Origin of the sequence: Alcanivorax borkumensis SK2 (genome assembly GCF_000009365.1) — a bacterium.
Classification (GTDB): Bacteria; Pseudomonadota; Gammaproteobacteria; order Pseudomonadales; family Alcanivoracaceae; genus Alcanivorax; species Alcanivorax borkumensis.
This window is the reverse complement of the sequence record NC_008260.1, coordinates 1,363,842-1,383,553: the sequence shown is the minus strand read 5'-3', so window position 1 is coordinate 1,383,553 and position 19,712 is coordinate 1,363,842. Positions and strand designations below refer to the sequence as shown.

The following is a 19,712-nucleotide window of genomic DNA, read 5'->3' as shown; positions in this document are numbered from 1 at the left end:
AAAGTATATCGAGGATGAACATGGGATTTCTTGCAGGCAAACGTTACCTGATTGTCGGAGTCGCCAGCGACCGCTCCATTGCCACCGGAATTGCTGAAGCCATGCACCGCGAAGGTGCTGACTTAGCTTTCACCTACCAGAATGACAAGCTGAAAAGCCGCGTACTCAAAGCCGCAGAGCGCTATGGCAGCAGTGAAGCCCTGTGTTTCCCCTGTGATGTCACCAGCGACGAGGCTATTGATGCCGTTTTCTCTGAACTCGGCAAACAATGGGATGGCCTCGACGGCATTGTGCACGCCGTCGGTTTCGCCCCCGCTAACGAACTGGATGGTAACTTTGTCGATGTAGCCACCCGCGAGGGTTTTCAGATTGCCCATGACATTTCCAGCTATAGCTTCGTAGCGCTGGCCAAGGCCGGAAAAAGCATGCTGGCTGGCCGTAATGGCGCCCTGCTCACCCTTACCTACCATGCTGCGCGCCAGTCTGTACCGAACTACAACGTGATGGGCATGGCCAAAGCCAGCCTGGAAGCCTCAGTGCGTTACCTGGCCGCCAGCATGGGACCAGACGGTGTGCGGGTAAACGGCATCTCTGCCGGCCCTATCCGTACCCTTGCAGCCTCCGGCATTAAGAAATTTCGCAGCATGCTGGATTACAATGCGGCCAAAGCACCATTACGCCGCAACGTAACCATTGAGGAAGTGGGCAATACTGCTGCCTTCCTATGCTCAGACTTGGCCTCCGGCATCACCGGCGAAATCACCTACGTTGATGCTGGTGCGAGCACTGTGTCTATGCCGTTTGAACTGGAGCTTTAAGAACGTCTTTCTTACTTATTAACGCCCACAAAAAAGCCCACCGCTTAGGTGGGCTTTTTTGTGGGCGGAACTTTCAGAGTATTATTCGCCCTGATTGGCACTCAATCGAGACGGATACAGTTCCACATCACCTTCATCACGGAGTAAAGCAACCACCTGACGGAAGTTTCGTTGGCCTTCGACGTTGCCAAGCTCTATAAGAGCTGCCTGCTGTTGGGCAGCACTCAGCGGCTCAGCATTACCGTCTGCGACACTGGTTACCTGATAGGCAACAACTGAACCATTGCCCAAACGAGTAATCGAGACTGGTGAAGCGTCACCTTCTGCAGCGCGAGGAGCACTAAAGGCACCATTTACCACTTCCATCGCGGGTTCGGCGCCGCCACGTTGCAAGCCTTCCTGTTCGGCGATTTCCACATCAAACAATGTAGCCACTGATTCCAGGTTGCCACCTTCCTCGATCGTTTTCTCAGCCATTTTTGCCAGTTGCTGTACTTTGTCCATCGCTAGCTCACCTTTCAACCGCTCGCGAATGGCAAAAGAAACCTCGTCAAGGGGCATCGGCTCAGCAGGCTTATCTTCAGCAATACGCACAGCGATATAATGCGTGGAATCCACTTCAATTAAATCACTGTTATGGCCTTGCTGACGAACCTGCTCTGAATTAAGAGCCTGTTGCACTTGCGGCAACGATAACGGTGCATTTGCAGCAGCAAGATCAATCCAATCAGTCGTCACCACGGAAACACCTACTTGCTCAGCTGGACTCTGTAGGTCTGGATGCTCATAAAGAAGCTCTTCAAGCTTCGACACATCCTCGTTCAGCAACGATTCTGCTCGGGCTTTAGTCAAATCAGCACGGATCTGATCAGACAGATCGGCTAATGACGGCAACGCTGTCGCAGTGTCTTCTTGCGTTACGAATATAAGGTGCACACCTGCATCAGTAACCACCGGAGCAGAAACGGTTCCAGGCGACAACTCTGCAATCGCTGTTTCCATTTCTTCAGGCAAGGCTCCTTTAGATACCACGCCCAGCTCACCACCGGATTGGGCACTGCCTAAATCATCGGAATATTGGGCAGCGACGTCCGCAAAAGAAGCACCATCTGCAATGGCTTTAGCCGCTTCACGGGCACGGGCCTTTGCCTGATCAAGATCACGATCATCATTCAATTCGATGAGGATATGCGACACATGACGCCGTGCGTCACCGGCGCCCGCTTCTTCCATAATGGATTTGCGAACGTCGTATTCCGCCTCCACCTCTTCGTCAGTCACGCTGACCTGATCTGTGTACTTATCAGCGGACAATTCAACGTAGGAAACCTTGAATTCTTCAGGACGCATGAACTCACCCTGATTGTCGTCGTAAAACGCTTTGACGTCTTCATCCGATACGGTGAATTGCTTGCGCAGAGAATCGATATCCAATTGTACATAGCGAATGTCCCGTGACTGTTCACCCAAACGACGCTGCTCGTTCAATTCTAAGGGCAGCGAAAAATCCGTCTGCATAAAACCGGCACGGAACTGCTCTTTAAGCATGTCCTGACGTAGGCCTTGAACATAGGTTTGTGGATTCATGCCACGGGCGCGCAGCTCACGTTCAAATCGTTGTTCAGAAAACTTTCCGTCTACTTGAAATAACGGCACTTTGTAAATATCGGCGGCAACCTGTTTTTCACTGAACACCATATTTGATTGCTCAGCCGCTGAAAGGATCAATTGCTCGTTAACAATTCCATCCAACACCATTTCCGGACGCACAAAGGAATCTAGCAAGGCGGGGTTCATGTTCGGGCTCTGCTCGCGAAGCATGTTACGAACCCGCTCAACCCGTTGATTGACTACGCCACGAGTGATCTTACTACCTTCAACTTCAGCTACCACATCGCCAGTACTTCCTCCGACAAAATAGCCATAAAAGCCGGAAATCACGAAAGGAAGAATGATAGCGGCAAGCAGGACCTTGCCCACGGGACCGCGGACAAACCGTCTGAACTCCTGCATGAAATTACTCCGTAAGGATATTCTGTAATTGGACCTTGTTATTCAGAACCGACAAGTTGCTGCGGGTTCCCTTATAATGCAAAAAAGCGTACTCGCTACGAGTACGCTTTCTCAAACTGGCGGAGCGGACGGGACTCGAACCCGCGACCCCCGGCGTGACAGGCCGGTATTCTAACCAGCTGAACTACCGCTCCTGCAAACAGTTTAGTTCACCGCATCTTTCAGCGCTTTACCCGCTTTGAAGCCCGGCACGTTGGCAGCAGCTATTTTGATAGTCTGACCTGTTTGCGGGTTACGACCATCGCGAGCTTCACGACGCTTAACAGCAAAAGTACCAAAACCTACTAGAGAAACGCTGTCACCATTTTTCAGGGCACCAGTTACCGCTTCCAAAGTAGAATCCAGAGCGCGACCAGCGTCGGCTTTGGAAATATCCGCGCTAGCGGCAATCGCATCAATCAACTCTGATTTATTCACAAAGTTCCCCTTTCTCTATTTTCCGGTTTTATGGTCGAGGCGGATGCACTCTCCTTATGCAAGGCCGCCTTTATACCAACGGGTACTAGGGGCGTCAAGAAAGGAAAAGTACGATCTCACCCAAGTTAAACGTATTGAAAATACCTTGCAGATCAACTATTTAAAATGTTCAAAAGTGATCTATTAATGAGTACTAGGACGCTTGTTACCTTCCTGGTTTTTCTCATCTGCTAACGCCAAATCTTCTTCCAATTCCGCTTCAGAAAGCGGGCTTGGTTGACGACTTAGAGCCACATCAAGTACCTGGTCAATCCATTTTACTGGTCGAATATCCAAGGACGCCTTGATATTATCGGGGATCTCTTTGAGGTCCCGCTCATTCTCATCTGGAATCAATACTGTCTTAATTCCACCACGATGGGCAGCAAGTAATTTCTCTTTGAGGCCACCAATTGGTAGCACCTGCCCACGCAGAGTAATCTCACCGGTCATCGCCACATCAGCACGTACCGGAATGCCCGTAAGCACAGACACCATGGCCGTGCACATACCCACACCCGCACTGGGGCCGTCTTTCGGCGTTGCCCCTTCGGGGACATGCATGTGCAGATCGTTACGATCCAAGGCTCGGCGCCGAATACCCAAGGTGCTTGCGCGGCTTTTAACCACTGTCCATGCAGCTTGAATAGATTCCTGCATCACATCACCAAGGGAGCCTGTAGAAATCACACGTCCTTTACCCGGTGTAGAAACGCTTTCAATAGTGAGCAGCTCTCCACCAACGGATGTCCAAGCCAGTCCCGTTACCTGCCCGATCTGATCTTGCTCTTCAGCACGACCAAAACTGAACTTACGCACACCAAGATAATGCTCAAGCAGCTCTTCGGTCATGGTGACTGTTTTGGCCTCGCCGCTTAGCAAATGTTCCTTCACTACTTTGCGGCAGATCTTGCTGATCTCACGTTCGAGACCACGCACACCCGCTTCACGGCTGTAATGACGCACGATGTACCGTAACACGGCTTCATCAAAAAGCAGCTCACCTTTTTTCAAACCGTTGTTTTTGATTTGCTTGGGAATCAGATACTGCGAAGCAATATTGATCTTTTCTTCCTCTGTGTAACCAGGAAGGCGAATCACCTCCATGCGATCCAGCAGTGGCGCTGGAATATTCATGGAATTAGAAGTACAGATAAACAACGTTTCAGACAGATTGTAATCCACTTCCAAGTAATGATCGCTGAACGTATCATTCTGCTCTGGATCGAGCACTTCCAACAAAGCAGATGCTGGATCGCCACGACTATCCATGCCCATCTTGTCTATTTCATCAAATAGAAACAGCGGGTTACGCACTCCCACTTTAGAAATTTTCTGAATTACCTTACCAGGTAGGGAGCCAATATAAGTACGGCGATGGCCACGAATTTCAGCTTCATCTCGAACGCCACCCAGAGCCATGCGCACAAACTTTCGGTTGGTTGCACTGGCAATGGATTGTCCTAACGAAGTCTTGCCGACACCCGGCGGGCCGACCAAACACAACACCGGCCCTTTCACTTTGCCTACCCGACTTTGGACTGCAAGAAATTCCAGCACGCGGTCTTTAACATCTTCTAAACCGTAATGATCCCGGTCCAAAACCTCTTTCGCATATTTAAGATCGTGACGAACTCGGCTGCGCTTTTTCCATGGCACCGACGTCATCCAGTCAAGGTATCCGCGTACCACCGTGGCTTCCGCTGACATGGGTGACATCATCTTAAGTTTATTCAGTTCAGCCAGTGCCTTGTCATGGGCTTCTTTAGGCATGCCCGCACTGTCAATTTTCTTTTCCAAATCGTCTAGGTCGTTACCACCGTCTTCCAGATCGCCTAACTCTTTCTGGATGGCTTTCATCTGTTCGTTCAGATAGTACTCGCGCTGGCTTTTCTCCATCTGCTTCTTTACGCGGCCACGAATGCGCTTTTCTACTTTCAGCACATCGATGTCTGATTCCATCAGCGCAATCAAATGCTCCACGCGCTCTCGCACGTCTACCATTTCCAACACATCTTGCTTTTCTTCAAGCTTGAGCTGTAAATGGGCGGCAATGGTATCGGCCAAGCGACTAACTTCATCAATAGAAGAAACGGAGCCGGTAACCTCTGGAGCCACTTTCTTTGACAGTTTCACATAGTCTTCAAACTGACCTTGCAAAGAACGAGATAGCGCATCCTGTTCGCTCTCTTCAGGCAATCCTTCTTCCAGTTCGCGGACATCCGCAACTGCGCCATTGTCGCCAAATTCGGCCTTGGCCAAATGCGCACGTTGACCGCCTTCAACCAAAACCTTAACCGTCCCGTCGGGCAATTTAAGCAACTGAAGAATGGTGGAAATAGTGCCCACCCGGTAAACGTCATCCACAGATGGATCGTCATCGGAAGCATTACGCTGGGCTACCAGCATAATCTGCTTATCGGCGGCCATCGCAGCTTCGAGAGCCGCAATGGATTTTTCCCTGCCAACAAACAGCGGAATAACCATGTGCGGGTACACTACTACATCACGCAGCGGTAAAAGCGGAATATCTTTCAGCACGTATTGCCTCTATGACTTAGGTTGCACAAGGACGGATCCGGACTCTGTCCAGATCTCAATCCGGCGCGACCTTGGAAGACTGCTCGTTGTTTTCGTAAATCAACAAGGGCTCAGATTCGCCTTTGATAGTAGGGCTATCAATAACTACCTTGGCAACGCTCTCCATGGATGGCACCTGATACATGGTATCAAGCAGCACGCTTTCCAGAATTGAACGCAAGCCCCTGGCACCCGTTTTGCGCACCATCGCCTTGTTGGCAATCGCTTTTAATGCATCTTCGCGAAAGTCCAGCTCCACCCCTTCCATCTCGAACAGGCGAGCATACTGCTTGGTCAATGCATTGCGCGGCTCTGTGAGGATCTGAATTAGTGCATCCTCGCTAAGCTCTTCCAGAGTAGCGATAACGGGTAGGCGACCAATAAACTCTGGAATCAGGCCGTACTTGACCAGATCCTCTGGTTCAACATCGACCAATAGCTCACCCAGATTGCGCGTATTATCTTTGCTCTTCACCTCAGCGGAGAAACCAATCCCCCCCTTTTCAGAGCGCTCGCGGATCACCTTGTCCAGGCCCGCGAAGGCTCCGCCACAGATAAATAGCATGTTCGAGGTGTCTACTTGCAGAAACTCTTGCTGAGGATGTTTGCGCCCACCCTGAGGTGGCACTGAGGCTACAGTGCCTTCAATTAACTTCAACAGCGCTTGCTGAACACCCTCCCCACTCACATCACGGGTAATAGAGGGATTGTCCGATTTGCGAGAAATCTTATCGATTTCATCGATATAAACGATGCCGCGCTGAGCCTTGTCCACATCGTAATCACATTTCTGTAGCAATTTTTGAATAATATTTTCCACGTCCTCACCGACATAACCGGCTTCGGTAAGGGTGGTGGCATCAGCAATGGTAAAGGGCACGTTCAACATGCGGGCCAACGTTTCTGCCAACAGGGTCTTACCACTACCGGTAGGACCAATAAGCAAAATATTACTCTTACCCAACTCAACTTCATCACGGCCTTTGCCACCACTGCGCAGGCGCTTGTAGTGGTTGTAAACCGCCACGGCCAACACCTTCTTGGCCCTTTCTTGGCCAATCACGTACTCGTCGAGGGTATCTTTAATTTCATTGGGCTTAGGCAGGCGTTCGCCATCAGTCTCGCTGGTGTCTTCCTGCACTTCCTCGCGGATAATGTCGTTACACAGATCCACGCATTCATCGCAAATAAAGACCGAGGGCCCCGCAATTAGCTTGCGTACCTCATGCTGGCTTTTGCCGCAGAATGAGCAATACAGCAACTTGCCGTCGTCGCCCTTGCCAGTGGAATCGGTCATCGAATTGCCTCTAAACCTGTGTATTTGCTTTGAAGATGCCGTGTCGCCCGCTGTTTTTCAAGCCCACCGAGCTGCTATACCGCACCGTTAGAACTGTTCTTGTACCAACAAGCCTATTAAACAGGGCGCTGGCTCAATACCGCGTCAATGATGCCGTATTCTTTTGCTTCGTCGGCACTCATAAAGTTATCGCGGTCAGTATCTTTTTCCAGCTGTTCAATTGGCTGGCCGGTGTGATGCGCCAGCAAACTGTTTAATTGGCCTTTGATTTTTAGGATTTCCTTGGCGTGGATCTCGATATCTGACGCCTGACCCTGAAAACCACCCAGTGGTTGATGAATCATCACCCGGGCATTGGGTAGCGCAAAACGCTTGCCAGCAGCACCCGCGGTAAGCAGAAAAGCGCCCATGCTGGCCGCCTGGCCAATACACATAGTGGATACATCCGGCTTGATGAACTGCATGGTGTCGTAGATGGACATCCCTGCTGTTACCGAACCCCCTGGGCTATTGATATACAGATGGATATCTTTGTCCGGGTTCTCAGATTCTAGAAATAGCATCTGCGCCACAATCAGGTTGGCCATATGGTCTTCCACCTGACCGATCATGAAGATCACTCGCTCCTTTAAAAGGCGGGAGTAAATATCAAAAGAACGCTCTCCACGGGCAGTCTGCTCGATCACCACCGGTACCAAACCCAGGTTAGTCGGATCTTTGATGAGCTGACTCATTTCCGGGGTAAGCGAGTTAATACGGCTGAAGTCGATCATGTAGCGCTATCCTTCTCGTTGATTGTCCGTGGACACTCTCAACTGTTTATTGATGTCGGCGGTCAACAACCGGCATGTACTTGGGCTGTCTTGGGGGGTTAAAGGCCATAATGCAAGGCAGCCACCGCAAGTAGGTGTCCAAACATCTTATGACGGTACCAAAGGGGGCGTCTATAAAAGCGGGCAGGAGAAAGGTTCAAGTGCGCAATTCTTGCGCAAATTGTGCATAAATAACGCAAAACGAGGCCCAAAGGCCCCGTTTCGAAGGTCCAACAGAGGAGCTTCCGTTAGCCATCCGCTTGCTCGCGGGGCTTCACTGCATCCTGGTAGGGCATGGTTTTCTCTTCAACCTTTGCGCTTTCCAGCACAAGATCAACAACCTGCTCTTCAAGAATAGCGCCTTCAATCTGCTGCAACTGCTGAGGATTGCTGTATACCCAGCTCACCACTTCTTCAGGCTTTTCGTACTGCTCGGAAATTTCTTCAACCCGAGCTTTTACCTTATCGGCATCGGCCTTGATTTCGTTTTTGTCGAGAATGGCACGAACAACCAGCCCCAAACGCACGGAGCGCTCAGCTTGCTCTTTAAATAGATCATCCGGCAGGATGGAGGGGTCGAACTGCTGACCACCACCGAACTGCTGCATCATCTGTTGACGCATGCGCTGAATTTCCTGGGTTACCAGAGCACCCGGCAGGTCAAACTCGTGCAAGTTGACCAACCCGTCCATTGCCTGCTCTTTCACCTTGCTAGTGATAGCGTTTTTGAGCTCACGCTCCATATTTTTGCGCACTTCAGCCTTAAACTTGGTTTCGTCGCCGTCGTCAACGCCAAATCCTTTCATGAACTCAGCGTCCACTTCCGGCAAAGCCTTACCTTCTACTTTGTTGACCTTGATATGGAACACAACTGCCTGACCTTTAAGGTCTTCGGACTGGTAATCTTCCGGGAAGGTCACATCGATGTCTTTTTCTTCACCGGCTTTCATACCGACGATGCCATCCTCGAAACCCGGAATCATCTGGCCAGAGCCCAGCTCAAGGTTCTGGCCTTCAGCGGTGCCACCCTCAAAGGCTTCGCCGTCCTTCAGGCCTTTAAAATCAATATTAACGCGGTCGCCGATCTCACTGGCGCGATCTACATCAGCAAACTCAGCGCGCTGCTGACGCAGCGTTTCGATCATAGTATCCACATCAGCATCGGTAACTTCAGACTGGGGCTTCTCAACCTCAATGCTATCGAACGCTGCCAGCTCGACTTGCGGATAAACCTCGAAGGTGGCAACAAATTCCAGATCCTTGCCCGCTTCGTTAGTGGTAGCCTCAAAGCCCGGCATGCCTGCTGGCTGCAGTTTTTCCTGCTCAACTGCTTCAATGAAAGCTTCGCGCATGACGTCAGCCAGCACTTCGTTACGCACAGCCCCGCCAAAGCGACGCTTTACTTCACGCATGGGCACTTTACCTGGACGGAAGCCGTCCAGACGGATTGTTTTCTGGGCTTCCTGCAGCTTGCCTTCTACTGCCACGTCCACTTTTTCTGCGGGTACACCCACCGTCACACGGCGCTCAAGACCTGAAGTCGTTTCAACAGAAACCTGCATAACATCCTCTTTAAAAAAGACTTATATCTCTGCCCGCCGCCGAAATAACGCGAAGACGGCCTAATGAAGGGCGAAGATTATAGTTCAAGGGAGCTTCTCTGCCTACAGTCTGCCTGTAGCGCAACAACTGAAGCCCATACGAAAAAGCCTCCAGGGATCGATCCCGGAGGCTTTTTATATGGGGTGACTGATGGGGCTCGAACCCACGACCGCCGGAATCACAATCCGGAGCTCTACCAACTGAGCTACAATCACCATAAAACTGTTTGCTTTCTTCTACCTGCCTGGCGCGCCTGGCAGGACTCGAACCTGCAACCGACGGCTTAGAAGGCCGTTGCTCTATCCGGTTGAGCTACAGGCGCTTGCAGGTTCGCCATCAAGCCAACTGGTCGGGGTGGAGGGATTCGAACCCCCGACATCCTGCTCCCAAAGCAGGCGCGCTACCAGGCTGCGCTACACCCCGTCTCTTAAAGCTGCGTCAGTGACTAAGCTCGAAAGCGAGGCGCGCATAATACTCGGCACCCCCATGAGCGTCAACGGTATTTGATACAAAAAATCTCTAACGCTCAGATTTTAGACAACTTTTGCGCGCAAGGCCTCCACATGCGAGAATCGCGCCGTCCACGGCTACCCCCAGTAGGCTGCGATAATAGTCGCAACCTTACTAAGCCCCCCACTGTTGTCAATTTCAGAGAGACCGCCCACATGACTGCCCAGATTCTTGATGGCAAAACCTTGGCCCAACAGTTTGAACAGGAGATGCGCCTGCGTGTCGACGTCCTGAAAGCTAAGGCCAACGGCCACACGCCGATTCTTGCCACCATTCTGGTGGGTGCCGACCCGGCATCTGCTACCTATGTAAAGATGAAAGGCAACGCCTGTCAGCGTGTCGGAATGGAATCCGTCGCCATCGAACTGAGCGAAGAAACCACCACCGCACAGTTACTGGCCAAAATTGATGAGCTGAATAACAACCAGGATGTGCATGGTATTCTGCTTCAACATCCAGTGCCGGCTCAAATTGATGAACGCGCTTGTTTCGACGCTATCAGCCTAGAGAAGGATGTAGACGGCGTGACCTGCCTCGGCTTTGGTCGCATGAGCATGGGAGAAGCAGCCTATGGCTGTGCAACGCCTAAGGGTATCATGCGCTTACTAGAGCACTATCAAGTCGAACTGGAAGGTAAACATGCGGTGGTTGTGGGGCGCAGTGCCATTTTGGGCAAGCCCATGGCCATGATGATGCTAGAAGCTAATGCCACCGTCACTATTTGCCACAGTCGTACTCAAAACCTGCCCGAGCTGGTCAAGCAAGCGGACATCGTGGTGGGCGCAGTAGGTAAGCCAGAATTCATCAAAGCAGACTGGATAAAAGATGGAGCCGTAGTCGTGGACGCCGGCTTCCACCCGGAACGGTGCGGAGACATCGAGCTGGCACCACTGGTTGATCGCGTAGCCGCCTACACCCCCGTCCCCGGAGGTGTTGGACCCATGACCATCAACACACTGATTTTCCAGACCCTGCAATCCGGTGAGAAAGCCTTCGGCTAAGCGCAACGGGGGCCCAACAGCGCCCCCCCCTTCTCTCTCTCTGCATTCTCTTGTTCGCCCCCTCTCGCCAAGCCAACACTCCCACACTTTCATTGTACGCAATTTATCCCGTTGGGGAGTGGACATAAAAAAACCGCACCCCTTTTAGGTACGGTTTTCTCAAAAGCGGCCCCTCACCCGAACTCAGGCTTCCTTAGGCCAAGATTCGCGCAACCCCACGGTCTGATTGAATACTAACCGGTTCTCGGTACTGTCCTGATCCACACAAAAATACCCCTCCCGTTCAAATTGATAACGAGTCTCAGCCAAGGCACCACGAAGCCCCGGTTCTACTAAACAGTTCTCCAGAACGGTCAGAGAGTCTGGGTTGATGTGTGACAGAAAAGTCTGCCCTTCTTCTAATTCCTTGTTGGGGTTGGCGACACTGAATAGGCGATCGTACAAACGCACTTCGCAAGGCAACGCTTTATCCGCACTCACCCAGTGAATGACGCCACGCATTTTCCCCTGCCCCTCTGCGTTCTCGGGGTTTTTGCCTAAGGTGTCAGGATCATAGGTGCAACGCACCTCCACGATTTCACCTTGATCGTCACGCACAACATCGGTGGCCCGAACAACATAGCCGTAACGCAAACGCACACGATCGCCCAACACCAAACGTTTGAATTTCTTATTAGCCTCCTCTCGGAAGTCTTCGCGATCAATATACAACTCACGCGTCATCGGTACCTGCCGGGTACCTCTGGCCTCATTCTGAGGGTGCACCGGAGCCACCAGAACGTCCTCCTTGCCCTCATCCCAATTCTCGATTACCAGTTTCAACGGGTTCATCACACACATAGCTCGAGGAGCGTGCTGGTTAAGGTCATCTCGAATCGCCGCTTCAAGCATGGCCATATCAACCACAGAATCCGCACGACTAACGCCAACAGATTCACAGAAAGTTCGAATGGAGCTTGGCGTATAGCCACGGCGTCGCAGCCCAGAGATGGTCGGCATGCGCGGGTCATTCCAGCCGTTTACATACCCTTCGTCCACCAATTGCTTGAGTTTGCGCTTGCTCGTTAGCGTGTAATTCAAATTCAGGCGGGCAAATTCGTACTGACGCGGAGTGGTCGTCACTGACGTATTTTCCACCACCCAATCATAAAAGGGGCGGTGATCCTCAAACTCCAGGGTGCATAGACTATGCGTAATGCCTTCGATAGCATCAGACAACGGATGCGTGAAATCATACATAGGATAGATCACCCACTTATCACCGGTCTGGTGGTGGGTCTTTTTGCGAATACGGTAAAGGATTGGGTCACGCAGGCTGATATTCGGGCTCTGCATATCAATTTTCGCACGCAGTACGGCCTCCCCCTCCTCTAGTTTGTTGTTGCGCATCTGCTCGAACAACGTCAAATTCTCCTCCACCGAACGCTCACGATAGGGGCTCGGTTTGCCTGGAGTGGTAAAATTACCGCGGTATTCAGCAATCTCTGACGGGCTTAAGCTATCCACGTACGCTAGCCCTTTTTGGATCAGACCCACCGCCAGATCATAAAGCTGATCAAAGTAGTTACTGGCAAAGCGCTCTTGTCCGCTCCACTGATAACCCAGCCACTGTACATCCTGTTTGATGGACTGGATGTACTCGTCCTCTTCTTTCTCCGGGTTAGTATCGTCAAAGCGCAAATTACAGCTGCCGCCATAGCTTTCCGCGATACCAAAGTTAAGACAGATAGATTTAGCATGACCAATGTGCAGATAACCATTGGGCTCCGGTGGAAAACGGGTCACTACTTTGCCGTCATTTTTACCTTCTGCAAGGTCACGGTCGATGATCTGTCTGATAAAATTGCTTGGCGCTTTCGTTTCGCTCATTGCCTTGGCCAGTCCGGATAGAGATACGGTAAATGGGTACAGTGAAAATGAAGGTGCGCTAGTGTACTGTAGCCCCCCCAACAGTCAAAGACTCAGGGCTCTTCTGCGCGCAAATAGGCGTTAGTTGACGGGCCCACCCCTGCGGAGAAACATCAATGAAAGTGTTGCTGACAACAACTTACGGCAAAATCACCCTGCAACTTGACGCAGAGAAAGCGCCGGGAACCACTGAAAATTTCGTGCAGTACGTTAAAGATGGCCATTTTAACGGCACCATCTTCCACCGCGTCATCAGCAACTTCATGATCCAGGGTGGCGGCTTCAGCGAAGATATGCAGCAAAAACCGACACGTGCCTCTATTAAGAATGAAGCGGGTAACGGCCTGTCCAACAAAGCCGGCACCATTGCCATGGCACGCACACCGGATCCGCACTCAGCCTCCGCGCAGTTCTTCATCAACGTAGCAGACAACCATTTCTTAGATAAGGAACGCAGCCAGGATGGCTGGGGTTATGCTGTATTTGGCGCCGTATCCGATGGCATGGATGTGGTGGAAAAAATCCGCAACGTCGCCACCGGCAATAAAGGCGGCCATCAGGATGTGCCGGTAGAACCGGTTCTGATCGAATCCGCCGAGCTGATCGAGGACTGATAGCCATGCGCCTTGCTGCTGCCCTGCTCGCCCTGCTTCCTGGTCTGTTGCTGGCTAATCCGCTGGTCCGTCTAGAGACCACCGCCGGCCCGGTGACCATTGAGCTCTACGAAGACAAAGCCCCCAAAAGCGTCGCCAACTTTCTTCAGTATGTCGATAGTGGCTTCTACAACAACACCCAGTTTCACCGCGTTATCCGCGGGTTCATGATTCAGGGTGGCGGCTTTGACCAGAGCGGCCAGCGTAAGGCCGCACGCGCGCCTATTCAGAACGAGGCCGACAACGGCCTCAAGAACAAGCGCGGCACCTTGGCCATGGCCCGCACTAGCAACCCACACTCCGCCACCGCCCAGTTCTTCATTAATCTGGTCGATAGCCGCAGCCTAGATTTCACCGGCAAAAACAGCCGAGGCTGGGGCTATGCGGTTTTTGGTGCCGTCACCGAGGGCATGAATGTGGTCGACAACATTGCCCAGGAACCTACCACCAGCCAGCGCCTTAACGGCATGATGGCACGCGACGTCCCGCAAGTACCCATTCTGATCACCAAGGCTTACCGTCTTGATAACGACACTACGTCCGCTCAAGAAAAGCAGCCGGCAAGCGAAGTGAAGGACGCTCAATAACCATGAGTTACAGCCTCTTCATTTCTGATCTGCATCTGGACCCGGCACGCCCTGAGCATCTGGATGGACTGAAAAAACTGCTGGCACAACATGCCGGCAAAGCCGATGCCCTCTATGTTCTGGGCGACCTGTTTGAAGCTTGGATCGGCGATGATGATGACACCCCGTTCAACCTAGAGGCCATCGCTGCCTTCCGCCAATTTTCTGACAGCGGCAGCAAGCTCTACTTTATGCACGGCAACCGGGACTTCATGCTCGGCAACGATTTCGCCGCTGCCTGCGGCGGCACCTTGCTGGGTGAGGGCACCGTAGTGGATCTCTACGGCACCGCCGCCATTCTGATGCATGGCGACAGCCTGTGCACCCTGGACACCGCCTATCAGCAGTTCCGCACCATGGCCCGCGACCCTCAATGGCAACAGGGGATGCTTGCCAAACCGCTGGAAGAGCGGCGCATGATCGCCCAAGGCATGCGCATGCAAAGCCAGGGCAACAATGCCAACAAGGCGGAAAACATCATGGATGTTACCCCACAAGAAGTGGTTCGGGAGATGCAGGAGGCCGGCGTTCAGCACCTGATCCACGGCCATACCCACCGCCCGGACGTGCACGACATCGCTCTGCCTGAGGGAACAGGCAAGCGCTGGGTATTGGGGGACTGGGGTGAACTTGGCTGGCAGATTGTGGCGGACAGTAAAACTGGGCTAACGCTGGAAAGTTTTGAGATTAGTTGAGCGTTGAACGCTGCGCGAAACAGTTTGTTGTAAGATGAAACGCGGGAGGCCGTGCCCACCCTTTGGACACGGCCTCTTACATTTCAAAATGATCACAGCAAAATCGCGAGTGTTAGCGGTCAACGGCCCTAGGCACTCCCGAATGAAACCGGAATTCAGAATCCGGCGACTCCACCAGCTCCCGCTCCACTTCTTTGAAAAACGCCACTCGCTGTTCGATCGGCGCGCCGGCGTATTGCTCGGCCAGCTTCAGGTAATCTTCGAAGTGTCGCGACTCACTTTTCAACAGGTATCGATAGTAACGACCAAGCTCCTCATCCACATGGGGCGCCAGCGCCGCAAAACGCTCACAACTACGCGCCTCAATCAACGCTCCCACAATCATGGTGTCGACCAGGCGGCCAGGCTCAGAGGTGCGAATGTGCTGGCGCAACCCCTTGGCATAACGTGCCGGCGTCATATGATCGTATTGCACACCACGTTCACGCATCAGCTGTACCACCTGCTCGAAATGTAGCAACTCCTCGCGGGCCAGCTGGCTCAACGTGTCCAGCAGCTCAGGACGATCCACATAACGAAACATCAAGTTAATCGCTGTGCTGGCCGCTTTCTTTTCGCAGTGCGCATGGTCAATCAACAGAATATCCGGGTGCTGCAATGCCCAGTCGACCCAAGCTGACGGTGTGGCGCAGGGGAGAAAATCGTGGATATGGGAAATGTCGTGCATGGGGCTCTCGTTGGCTCAAGGTAACCTATCCGCAGACAGGCGCCGGCATTATAGCGTTTTTGTACGCAATCTCATCCGCACCGCTGGTGCTCTCCCGCCGCGCCCGTATACTGTCGCGCCATGGGCAGAAAAACACATCCTCGAATACAGCGGGCCAAAGGTCAGATTGCAATTGTCGCATTGCGACTGATTGGCGCCTTACCTTTTGTCATTAACCGTGCGCTTGCCACCATTATTGGTGTAATCGTGGCCCGGCTACCGACCCAAGCGCTAAAGGTTAGCAAAACGAATTTGGCACTTTGTTATCCTGCACTTTCCGATGCCAAGCGCGCGCAACTGGCCCGTGAGTCACTGATTGAAAGTATCAAGAACACCTTTGAAATCGCCTTGTTCTGGCGACGCCCCGCCCAGGGACTGCAGCGCGTAGCAGCGGTAGACGGTGATGCCCCTCTACGCCAGGCTGTTGCGGATGGCAAACCGATCATGATCCTGGCGCCTCATCTTGGCTGCTGGGAAGTGCTCAATTTCTGGCTGGCCACTGAATTTGGCCTGCATGCCATGTTTGCCCCCTCCGGGCTACCCGAAGTGGATAATCTGGTACGCAGTGGCCGGGAGCATTTTGGTTCCACAATGTATCCCACTACGGCCCGCGGCGTTGCGGGCCTAGTACGTGCCATGAAAAAGGGCGCACTCACTGCCATTCTCCCCGATCAGGTTCCCGACCGCCGAAGTGGTCGCCATGTGCCGTTTTACGGGCACCCGGCCTATACCGGTACGCTGGCATGCAAACTTATTCGCCAAACCGGAGCTGTCACATTCATGGCTTGGGCTCGTCGCCTGCCCGGCACCCAGGGCTACGAAATCCGAATTCGCCCAGCCGACACCGCGATAGCCGACGACGATCTGGATAACGCTCTTGCGGGCATGAACCACTCCATCGAACAGCTAATCGACGAATCACCCAATCAGTATCTTTGGAGCTACAAACGTTTTCGCCGCCCCCCTCCCGGGAGTGACACACCGTACTGATTACTTTGCCTTGAATGCAGGCCCATGTTCTCAGTGATTATGAGTATTCATGGAATGAATGGCTGCAATCGTGGTTTGGCTTAACAATTGATGGCTATTCCGCTATACTCCGCGCGCTATTCCAACCCCCAGTAACACCCTAAAAGACTGATTTCTAAAAGAAATCAGCAAAGACGACGATGAGGGAAACGCTGTGCTAGAAGCCTATCGCAAACATGTAGAAGAGCGCGCCGCTGAAGGTGTACCGCCCAAGCCGCTTACCGAACAGCAAGTTGCCGACCTGGTAGAACTGCTGAAAACCCCGCCGGCTGGCGAAGAAGAGTTTATCCTGGACCTGTTCGTAAACCGCGTTCCGCCGGGTGTGGATCAAGCCGCCTATGTTAAGGCCGCTTTCCTAACCGCGATTGTGAAAGGTGAAGCCAGCTCCCCTCTTATTGATAAGAAACGTGCCGTGCAGCTGCTGGGCACCATGCAGGGTGGCTACAACGTAGCCCCGCTGATTGACGCACTGGACGATGCAGAGCTAGTTGATGAAGCGGCCGAGCAACTCAAGCACACCCTGCTAGTTTTCGATGCGTTCCACGATGTGGAAGACAAAATGAAAGCCGGCAACGCCAAGGCTAAGGAAGTCATCGAGTCTTGGGCGGAAGGAGAATGGTTCACTAAGCGTCCCGATCTGGCCGAAAAAATGACCTTGTCCGTATTCAAGGTCACCGGTGAAACCAACACTGACGACCTGTCCCCTGCACAGGACGCTTGGAGCCGCCCGGATATTCCTCTGCACGGCAACGCCATGCTGAAAAATGCTCGTGAAGGCATCATCCCGGAAAAAGACGGCGAAATCGGCCCGCTGACCCAAATGGACGAGCTGAAGAAAAAAGGCTACCCGGTTGCCTACGTGGGCGACGTTGTAGGCACTGGTTCTTCCCGTAAGTCCGCTACAAACTCTGTGCTATGGCACTTTGGTGACGACATCCCGTTTGTACCGAACAAGCGCGCAGGCGGCGTCTGCATCGGCGGCAAAATCGCTCCGATCTTCTTTAACACCATGGAAGATTCCGGCGCCCTGCCCTTCGAGTGCGATGTAGAAAAAATGAACACCGGTGACGTAATCGATGTTTACCCCTTCGAAGGCAAGGTGGAAAAAGACGGCGAAGTTATCGCTGAGTTCAATCTTCGCTCACAGGTTCTGCTGGACGAAGTACGCGCCGGCGGCCGTATCAACCTGATCATCGGTCGCGGCCTGACCACTAAGGCGCGCGAAGCCCTCGGCCTAGCACCTTCCGAGTTGTTCCGTAAGCCGGAACAGCCTGGCGATTCCGACAAGGGCTTCACTCTGGCTCAAAAAATGGTCGGCAAAGCTTGCGGCATGGACGGTGTTCGCCCCGGTATGTACTGCGAGCCGAAGATGACCACCGTTGGCTCCCAGGATACCACTGGCCCAATGACCCGTGACGAGCTGAAAGATCTGGCTTGCTTGGGTTTCCAGGCCGACCTGGTAATGCAATCTTTCTGCCACACCGCCGCTTACCCCAAGCCGGTTGACGTGGAAACGCAGCACACCCTGCCTGACTTCATCATGAACCGTGGCGGTGTTTCCTTGCGTCCGGGCGACGGCATCATCCACTCTTGGCTGAACCGCATGCTACTGCCGGATACCGTGGGTACCGGTGGTGACTCCCACACTCGTTTCCCCATGGGTATCTCGTTCCCGGCCGGGTCCGGCCTGGTTGCGTTCGCCGCGGCCACTGGCGTTATGCCGCTGGACATGCCGGAGTCGGTGCTGGTTCGCTTCAAGGGTAAACGCCAGCCCGGCATCACCCTGCGTGACCTGGTACACGCCATTCCAATGCAGGCGATCAAAGATGGCCACTTAACCGTTGCAAAAGCAGGTAAAGTTAACGTCTTCTCCGGTCGCGTACTGGAAATTGAAGGCTTGGATGATCTGACCGTTGAACAAGCGTTCGAACTGTCTGATGCATCCGCCGAGCGTTCCGCTGCTGGCTGTACCATCACTCTGTCCGAAGACAGCGTGACCGAGTACTTGAAGTCCAACATCACCATGCTCAAGTGGATGATCGCCAATGGCTACGGCGATGCACGCACCATCGAACGCCGTATTCAGGGCATGGAAGAGTGGCTGGCAAACCCGAGCCTAATGCGTGCCGATGCCGATGCCGAGTACCACACCGTCATCGAAATCGATATGGACCAGATCAGCGAGCCGGTACTGTGCTGCCCGAACGACCCAGACGATGCTAAAACTCTGTCTGAAGTCGCGGGTGCCAAAATCGATGAGGTCTTCATTGGTTCTTGCATGACCAACATCGGTCATTTCCGCGCCGCCGGTAAGCTGCTGCAGAAAGTGGAAAGCGGCACCATGCCGACCCGTCTGTGGATCGCTCCGCCGACCAAGATGGATCAGCACCAGCTTACCGAAGAAGGCTACTACAACATCTTCGGTAGCGCCGGTGCGCGTACCGAGATGCCGGGCTGCTCCCTATGTATGGGTAACCAGGCACGCATTGCGCCGAAGTCCACTGCGGTATCCACCTCCACCCGTAATTTCCCGAACCGTCTGGGTCAGGGTGCAGATGTGTACCTGGCATCCGCTGAGCTGGCGTCTGTGGCATCTATCCTCGGCAAGCTGCCAAGCAAGGAAGAGTACATGGAGTATGCGAACACCATCGACTCCATGTCCTCCGAGATCTACCGCTACCTTAACTTCGACCAAATGGCCGAATACCAGGAAGTGGCAGACACCGTGAAGATCCCGGTTGCCCAGTCCGTATAACGACGACTGACTAACCGCTTCACGGAACACAGAAAAGCCCGGCTGCGAAGCCGGGCTTTTTTGTGTCTACTGCCCCGCTCCTGGATAGAGTTGGCACGTTCCCGTCTTTATTATGAGAGAACGTGATGAAT

General features: G+C 53.0%; 15 protein-coding genes and 4 tRNA genes. 7 read left to right on the top strand and 12 right to left on the bottom strand.

Annotated features, from left to right (window positions below; all coding sequences use genetic code 11):
• The first annotated feature begins 20 nt into the window (after nucleotides 1-20).
• On the top strand, nucleotides 21-818 hold the full coding sequence (locus ABO_RS06290; protein WP_035458284.1) for an enoyl-ACP reductase FabI: 798 nt from the start codon (nucleotides 21-23) through the stop codon (nucleotides 816-818).
• Between the two features lie 81 nt (nucleotides 819-899).
• Here ABO_RS06290 and ABO_RS06285 read toward each other — a convergent pair whose 3' ends face one another.
• The 10 genes from ABO_RS06285 to ABO_RS06240 form a co-directional block, all read right to left on the bottom strand.
• Complete coding sequence (locus ABO_RS06285; RefSeq protein WP_011588497.1) at nucleotides 900-2,831, bottom strand: SurA N-terminal domain-containing protein; 1,932 nt, start codon at nucleotides 2,829-2,831, stop codon at nucleotides 900-902.
• A 117-nt stretch (nucleotides 2,832-2,948) separates the two neighbouring features.
• Nucleotides 2,949-3,025 (bottom strand) — tRNA-Asp (locus tag ABO_RS06280).
• A 10-nt stretch (nucleotides 3,026-3,035) separates the two neighbouring features.
• Nucleotides 3,036-3,308, bottom strand: coding sequence for an HU family DNA-binding protein (locus ABO_RS06275; protein WP_011588496.1), 273 nt, complete (start codon nucleotides 3,306-3,308; stop codon nucleotides 3,036-3,038).
• A 183-nt stretch (nucleotides 3,309-3,491) separates the two neighbouring features.
• On the bottom strand, nucleotides 3,492-5,888 hold the full coding sequence (gene lon, locus ABO_RS06270) for an endopeptidase La (RefSeq protein ID WP_011588495.1): 2,397 nt from the start codon (nucleotides 5,886-5,888) through the stop codon (nucleotides 3,492-3,494).
• A 55-nt stretch (nucleotides 5,889-5,943) separates the two neighbouring features.
• Nucleotides 5,944-7,224: an ATP-dependent Clp protease ATP-binding subunit ClpX gene (gene clpX / locus ABO_RS06265; protein WP_011588494.1), complete on the bottom strand. Its 1,281-nt coding sequence runs from the start codon at nucleotides 7,222-7,224 to the stop codon at nucleotides 5,944-5,946.
• A 116-nt stretch (nucleotides 7,225-7,340) separates the two neighbouring features.
• The gene (gene clpP, locus ABO_RS06260) at nucleotides 7,341-7,997 is read right to left on the bottom strand and encodes an ATP-dependent Clp endopeptidase proteolytic subunit ClpP (protein ID WP_011588493.1); all 657 of its coding nucleotides are present in this window, start codon (nucleotides 7,995-7,997) and stop codon (nucleotides 7,341-7,343) included.
• Nucleotides 7,998-8,284: 287 nt separating this feature from the next.
• Nucleotides 8,285-9,598 (bottom strand): trigger factor, encoded by a 1,314-nt coding sequence (tig, locus tag ABO_RS06255; RefSeq protein WP_011588492.1) that lies wholly within the window; start codon nucleotides 9,596-9,598, stop codon nucleotides 8,285-8,287.
• Nucleotides 9,599-9,777: 179 nt separating this feature from the next.
• Nucleotides 9,778-9,853 (bottom strand) — tRNA-His (locus ABO_RS06250).
• A gap of 30 nt (nucleotides 9,854-9,883) precedes the next feature.
• A tRNA-Arg gene (locus tag ABO_RS06245) sits at nucleotides 9,884-9,960 on the bottom strand.
• 24 nt (nucleotides 9,961-9,984) lie between these two features.
• A tRNA-Pro gene (locus ABO_RS06240) sits at nucleotides 9,985-10,061 on the bottom strand.
• 242 nt (nucleotides 10,062-10,303) lie between these two features.
• On the opposite strand from ABO_RS06240, the gene folD reads away from it, so the two are divergent.
• Nucleotides 10,304-11,149: a bifunctional methylenetetrahydrofolate dehydrogenase/methenyltetrahydrofolate cyclohydrolase FolD gene (gene folD, locus ABO_RS06235; protein WP_041704932.1), complete on the top strand. Its 846-nt coding sequence runs from the start codon at nucleotides 10,304-10,306 to the stop codon at nucleotides 11,147-11,149.
• A gap of 183 nt (nucleotides 11,150-11,332) precedes the next feature.
• On the opposite strand, the gene ABO_RS06230 is transcribed toward folD, so the two are convergent.
• Nucleotides 11,333-13,018, bottom strand: a complete 1,686-nt coding sequence (locus ABO_RS06230; protein WP_011588490.1) for a glutamine--tRNA ligase/YqeY domain fusion protein — start codon at nucleotides 13,016-13,018, stop codon at nucleotides 11,333-11,335.
• 155 nt (nucleotides 13,019-13,173) lie between these two features.
• Here ABO_RS06230 and ABO_RS06225 point away from each other — a divergent pair, with 155 nt between their 5' ends.
• Genes ABO_RS06225 through ABO_RS06215 form a run of 3 tightly spaced genes read left to right on the top strand, consistent with a single transcriptional unit; the run spans nucleotide 13,174 to nucleotide 15,031 of the window.
• Complete coding sequence (locus tag ABO_RS06225) at nucleotides 13,174-13,671, top strand: peptidylprolyl isomerase (RefSeq protein WP_011588489.1); 498 nt, start codon at nucleotides 13,174-13,176, stop codon at nucleotides 13,669-13,671.
• Between the two features lie 5 nt (nucleotides 13,672-13,676).
• The gene (locus ABO_RS06220; protein WP_011588488.1) at nucleotides 13,677-14,297 is read left to right on the top strand and encodes a peptidylprolyl isomerase; all 621 of its coding nucleotides are present in this window, start codon (nucleotides 13,677-13,679) and stop codon (nucleotides 14,295-14,297) included.
• Between the two features lie 2 nt (nucleotides 14,298-14,299).
• A complete protein-coding gene (locus ABO_RS06215; protein WP_011588487.1) occupies nucleotides 14,300-15,031 on the top strand; it encodes a UDP-2,3-diacylglucosamine diphosphatase in 732 nt (243 codons plus the stop codon).
• Between the two features lie 112 nt (nucleotides 15,032-15,143).
• On the opposite strand, the gene ABO_RS06210 is transcribed toward ABO_RS06215, so the two are convergent.
• Nucleotides 15,144-15,758, bottom strand: coding sequence for a tRNA-(ms[2]io[6]A)-hydroxylase (locus ABO_RS06210; protein ID WP_011588486.1), 615 nt, complete (start codon nucleotides 15,756-15,758; stop codon nucleotides 15,144-15,146).
• Nucleotides 15,759-15,878: 120 nt separating this feature from the next.
• On the opposite strand from ABO_RS06210, the gene ABO_RS06205 reads away from it, so the two are divergent.
• Nucleotides 15,879-16,787, top strand: a complete 909-nt coding sequence (locus ABO_RS06205; protein ID WP_011588485.1) for a lysophospholipid acyltransferase family protein — start codon at nucleotides 15,879-15,881, stop codon at nucleotides 16,785-16,787.
• 193 nt (nucleotides 16,788-16,980) lie between these two features.
• Nucleotides 16,981-19,581, top strand: a complete 2,601-nt coding sequence (acnB, locus tag ABO_RS06200; protein WP_011588484.1) for a bifunctional aconitate hydratase 2/2-methylisocitrate dehydratase — start codon at nucleotides 16,981-16,983, stop codon at nucleotides 19,579-19,581.
• Nucleotides 19,582-19,712: the final 131 nt, after the last annotated feature.

Bases quoted from the DNA above. Each gene is read 5' to 3' on its own strand.
- ABO_RS06210 (WP_011588486.1), bottom strand. From the start codon at position 15,758: ATGCACGACATTTCCCATATCCACGATTTTCTCCCCTGCGCCACACCG.
- ABO_RS06290 (WP_035458284.1), top strand. From the start codon at position 21: ATGGGATTTCTTGCAGGCAAACGTTACCTGATTGTCGGAGTCGCCAGC.
- ABO_RS06205 (WP_011588485.1), top strand. From the start codon at position 15,879: ATGGGCAGAAAAACACATCCTCGAATACAGCGGGCCAAAGGTCAGATT.
- ABO_RS06230 (WP_011588490.1), bottom strand. From the start codon at position 13,018: ATGAGCGAAACGAAAGCGCCAAGCAATTTTATCAGACAGATCATCGAC.
- ABO_RS06225 (WP_011588489.1), top strand. From the start codon at position 13,174: ATGAAAGTGTTGCTGACAACAACTTACGGCAAAATCACCCTGCAACTT.
- clpP (WP_011588493.1), bottom strand. From the start codon at position 7,997: ATGATCGACTTCAGCCGTATTAACTCGCTTACCCCGGAAATGAGTCAG.
- ABO_RS06220 (WP_011588488.1), top strand. From the start codon at position 13,677: ATGCGCCTTGCTGCTGCCCTGCTCGCCCTGCTTCCTGGTCTGTTGCTG.
- ABO_RS06285 (WP_011588497.1), bottom strand. From the start codon at position 2,831: ATGCAGGAGTTCAGACGGTTTGTCCGCGGTCCCGTGGGCAAGGTCCTG.
- tig (WP_011588492.1), bottom strand. From the start codon at position 9,598: ATGCAGGTTTCTGTTGAAACGACTTCAGGTCTTGAGCGCCGTGTGACG.
- folD (WP_041704932.1), top strand. From the start codon at position 10,304: ATGACTGCCCAGATTCTTGATGGCAAAACCTTGGCCCAACAGTTTGAA.
- ABO_RS06215 (WP_011588487.1), top strand. From the start codon at position 14,300: ATGAGTTACAGCCTCTTCATTTCTGATCTGCATCTGGACCCGGCACGC.
- clpX (WP_011588494.1), bottom strand. From the start codon at position 7,224: ATGACCGATTCCACTGGCAAGGGCGACGACGGCAAGTTGCTGTATTGC.